Raw genomic sequence first — 3,965 nt, 5'->3', positions numbered from 1 at the left:
CCGCGCCCGGCCGGCACGCTGGCGCGACTGGCGCTGGCCAATCTGCACCGCCCCGGCGCGCCCACCCGCAATCTCATCGTGGCGCTGGGCCTTGGCCTCACCCTGTTCGCGACCTTGGCCAGCATCGAAGGCAATCTCGATGGCCAGATCAACCGCACCATTCCCGACCGGGCGCCGAATTTCTTCGTGCTCGATATCCCCAACCCCGACCGCGCCGGCTTTGCCGAGGCCGTGGCCACCGCGGCACCGGGCGCTGCCATCACGCTGGTGCCGTCGCTGCGCGGGCCGGTGACCGCGGTGAACGGCGTGCCGTCCGAACGCATCAACGCGCCAGAGGCCTGGATCCTGCGCGGCGATCGAGGCCTATCCTATGCTGCCGAATTCCCGCCGGCCAACACGCTGGTGGCGGGCACATGGTGGCCGCGCGACTATGCCGGCCCGCCGCTGGTCTCCATCGACGAAGCTGCTGCCAACGCGCTGGGGCTGAAGATTGGCGACAACATCACCGTTTCGGTGCTGGGGGTGGAGATCAACGCCCGCATCGCCAGCACGCGGCGCATCGACTGGCAGTCGCTGGGCTTCAACTTCGCGATTCTGTTCGATCCCAACACGCTGAAGGGCGCGCCGCACGGCTGGATGGCCACGATCGAGGCGGCGCCGGCGCGGGAGACGGCGGTGGCGCGCGCCATCACCCGCGATTTTCCCACCGCCAGCGTGATCCGCGTGAAGGACGTGATCGGCCAGGTGCAGACACTGCTGGGCCAGCTCTCGGCCGCCATCCGCGCGGCGGCCAGCGTCACCATCGCCGCCGGCATTGCCGTGCTGGTCGGCGCGATTGCGGCCGGTGCGCGAGCGCGCACCTATGATGCGGTGCTGCTGAAGCTGCTGGGCGCCACCCGCCGCCAGGTGGCGCTGGCGACATTGGCCGAATATGGGCTGATCGCCGCCGTGGTGGCGGTGCTGGCGCTGCTCTTGGGCAGCATCGCCGGCTGGTTCGTCATCACCCAGGTGTTCAGCCTCGACTGGACGCCGGACTGGCCGCGCGTGCTCGTCACCGTGGGGGTGGGCGCGGTGCTCACCGTGCTGCTGGGTCTGGCGGGCAACTGGCGGGCGCTGTCGGCGCGGCCGGCGGCGGTGCTGCGACAACTCTGAAGGCGCTCTGCCTGCGCGTGGTCATTGAAAAACCAGCCGGGATGCCCGATATTGCCGGTGTCGCCGGACAATTTTCCGGCCACAGGAGGATTTGAATCGATGGCCAACAACATGGACCCCCGGCTTGCAGCCTTCCGGGCCCAGGCCGCTGGGCAGGCGGATGCCGGCTTCGATGCCGGCCTGCGCAAATATATGCTCGGCATCTACAATTACATGGCGTCAGGCGTGCTGCTCACCGGTATCGTCGCGCTGCTTGTCTATTCGACGCCGGCGTTGTTCGCGGTGTTCTTCAACGAGATCGGCCGTCCCACCCTGATGGGCTGGGCCGCCATGCTGTCGCCGCTGGCGATCATCCTGGCGATGAACTTCGGCCTGCAGCGGATGCAGGAATCGACGCTTAAGGCGCTGTTCTGGGGCTTCGCCGCGCTGATGGGCGTGTCGATGAGCACCATCTTCGCCCGCTACACCGGCGCCTCAATCGCGCAGACCTTCTTCGTGACGGCCGCCAGCTTCGGCGCGCTCAGCCTCTATGGTTACACCACCAAGAAGGATCTGTCGGCCTGGGGCCGCTTCCTGTTCATGGGCGTGATCGGCATCCTGATCGCCATGATCGCCAACATCTTCATCCAGTCCAGCGCCCTGCAGCTGGCGGTGAACATCGTTGGCGTGCTGGTGTTCGCCGGCCTCACCGCCTACGACACGCAGCGCCTGCGCGAGATGTACTACCAGGTGGCCGGCTCCAGCTTTGCTGGCAAGGCCGCGGTGATGGGCGCGCTGACCCTGTACCTGAACTTCATCAACCTGTTCCAGTTCCTGCTCAGCTTCATGGGCAACCGGGACTAAGTCCGGGGTCGAACAGCGAAAAACGCGAAGGCCCGGCAGGGAAACCTGCCGGGCCTTCTGCTTGTCCGAGCCGGGCTCAGCGCGCGGCGGCGGCTTCCACCCACTCCAGCCGGTCCTGGCCGAAGTGCATCTCGCCGGCCACGAAGCAGGTCGGCGCGCCGAACACGCCGCGTGCCACTGCGGCCTCGGTGTTGGCGATCAGCTTCGCCTTGGCGTCAGGGTCCTGCGCCAGTGCCAGCAGTGCATCGGCGTCATGGCCGCCCTCACCCAGCGTGGCGTGCAGCGTCGCTGGATCGGCCATGTTGCGGCCATGGCGCCACATGGCGGCAAACAGTGTGTCGGCCACCGGTGCAAAGCGGGCATCGCCGTCCAGGCCAGCGAGGATGCGCATCATCGCCAGCGTGTTGACCGGGAAATAGGGGTTCATCACCAGCTCGATACCGTCGCGCGCGGCCCAGCGCTGCATGTCCTCGTTCATCCAGCGGCCCTTGGCGGCCACGCTGCCAGGCGGGTTGCCGCCGGTGGCCTTGAACACTCCGCCCAGCAGGATCGGCACCGGTTTCAGCGAGGCGCCGGTGCGGGCCGCGATGCCCTTCAGCCGGTGCCAGGCCAGATAGGCGGTGGGGGAGCCGACGTCGAACAGGAATTCGATGGTCTGCGGCATGCGTGCGTCTCCTACCAGCGTTCGATCCAGGGCCTCAGGTCAAGCTCGTGCGTCCAGGCGCTGCGCGGCTGCTGGTGCAGCCGCACATATTCCGCCGCGATCGCCTCTGGATCAAGGATGCCGTCCTCGTCCTTCAGGGCATAGCGGTCGGGGAAGTTCGTCCGGATGAAATCGGTGTCGATGGCGCCATCGATGATGGCGTGGGCGACGTGGATGCCCTTGGGCCCCAGTTCGCGCGCCATCGCCTGCGCCAGGCTCCTCAGCGCAAACTTGCCGCCGGAAAAACCGGCAAAGCCGGCCGAGCCGCGCAGCGAGGCAGTGGCGCCGGTGAAGATGATGGTGCCGCGCCCGCGCGGCGCCATGCGCCGCGCCGCCTCCCGCGCCGTGATGAAGCCGGCGAGCGCGCACATCTCCCAGATCTTGGTGTAGCGGCGCACCGTTTCGTCGAGGATGCCCATCGGCGAATTGGCGCCGATGTTGAACACCAGCACCTCCACCGGCCCCACCTCCTGCTCCACCCGGTCGAACAGGGCGATCATCGCCGCCTCGTCTCGGGCATCGGCGCCGATGGGGAGACACTGGTGCCCGGCCGCGGTTATGCGTGCCGCGAGCGGCGCCAGCTGGTCGCCATTGCGGCGCACCGGGACGGCCGTGAGGCCACTGGCAGCAAAGGCTGCCGCCACCGCGCCGCCGGTGGCGTCGCCGGCGCCGATCACGATGGCCGCGCCACTCACGCGTTATCGCCCAGGATCATGCAGGTCGTGACCCCGGTGGCCAGCAGCTTGCCGTTGGCGTCATGCAGGCTGCCGCGCGCCGTCGCCAGCCGCCGGCCCCGGCTCAGCACCTCGCCGCGCGCCGTCACTGGGCCGGTTTCGGGCGTGATCGCCCGCACATAGGTGATGTTCAGGTCCACCGTGCCATAGCCAACCCCGGCGGGCAGGGTGGTGTGAACCGCGCAGCCCATGGCGCTGTCGAGCAGGGTCGCCGCAAACCCGCCGTGCACGATGCCGAGCGGGTTCAGGTGGGCAGCCTGGGGCTCGGCCACGAACTCCATCCAGCCGTCGCCGGCGGCGCCGCCCTGAAAGTTCATCAACTGGCTCATGCCGCGCCGTGTCGTGTCGGCTGCGACCAGCGCCTGCATCAGCTCCAGGCCGGTGGGTCGGGCAATTTTATCTGCAATTGCGTTCATTCTGCCATCTCCAGGCGTTCGTGGGCTTCATCGAGCAGGAAGCGCAGTGCGGCCAGGCGCCCGGCGCCGAGGCGCTGCGCCATCGCCTCCTGCGCCCCGAGCCAGGCGCCCTGCGCG

The 3,965-nt window shown here is 68.5% G+C and carries 5 protein-coding genes; 2 read left to right on the top strand and 3 right to left on the bottom strand.

Annotation, left to right across the window (positions count from 1 at the left end; translation table 11 throughout):
* Nucleotides 1-1,152 (top strand): ABC transporter permease (locus GJV64_RS12210; RefSeq protein ID WP_164157496.1); only part of this gene is annotated, 1,152 nt, incomplete at its 5' end.
* A gap of 99 nt (nucleotides 1,153-1,251) precedes the next feature.
* Entirely contained in the window at nucleotides 1,252-1,995 is a 744-nt protein-coding gene (locus GJV64_RS12205) for a Bax inhibitor-1/YccA family protein (protein ID WP_164157494.1), read from the top strand.
* 76 nt (nucleotides 1,996-2,071) lie between these two features.
* Here the strand turns inward: GJV64_RS12205 and GJV64_RS12200 are convergent, their stop codons facing one another.
* From GJV64_RS12200 to GJV64_RS12190, 3 genes are read right to left on the bottom strand one after another with little or no spacing between them, the layout of a single operon-like run.
* A complete protein-coding gene (locus GJV64_RS12200; RefSeq protein ID WP_164157492.1) occupies nucleotides 2,072-2,659 on the bottom strand; it encodes a 2-hydroxychromene-2-carboxylate isomerase in 588 nt (195 codons plus the stop codon).
* Between the two features lie 11 nt (nucleotides 2,660-2,670).
* Nucleotides 2,671-3,393 carry an SDR family NAD(P)-dependent oxidoreductase gene (locus GJV64_RS12195; RefSeq protein ID WP_164157489.1) on the bottom strand — a complete coding sequence of 241 codons (723 nt, stop codon included), beginning with the start codon at nucleotides 3,391-3,393 and terminating at the stop codon, nucleotides 2,671-2,673.
* Nucleotides 3,390-3,848 (bottom strand): PaaI family thioesterase, encoded by a 459-nt coding sequence (locus tag GJV64_RS12190; RefSeq protein ID WP_164157488.1) that lies wholly within the window; start codon nucleotides 3,846-3,848, stop codon nucleotides 3,390-3,392. Before GJV64_RS12190 ends, GJV64_RS12195 begins: the two co-directional genes overlap by 4 nt.
* Between the last annotated feature and the right edge of the window lie 117 nt (nucleotides 3,849-3,965).

Source organism: Sandarakinorhabdus rubra (assembly GCF_010994245.1).
Lineage (GTDB): Bacteria > Pseudomonadota > Alphaproteobacteria > Sphingomonadales > Sphingomonadaceae > Sandarakinorhabdus > Sandarakinorhabdus rubra.
The sequence above is the reverse complement of the archived record's forward strand: the minus strand, read 5'-3'. Positions and strand labels throughout refer to the sequence as shown.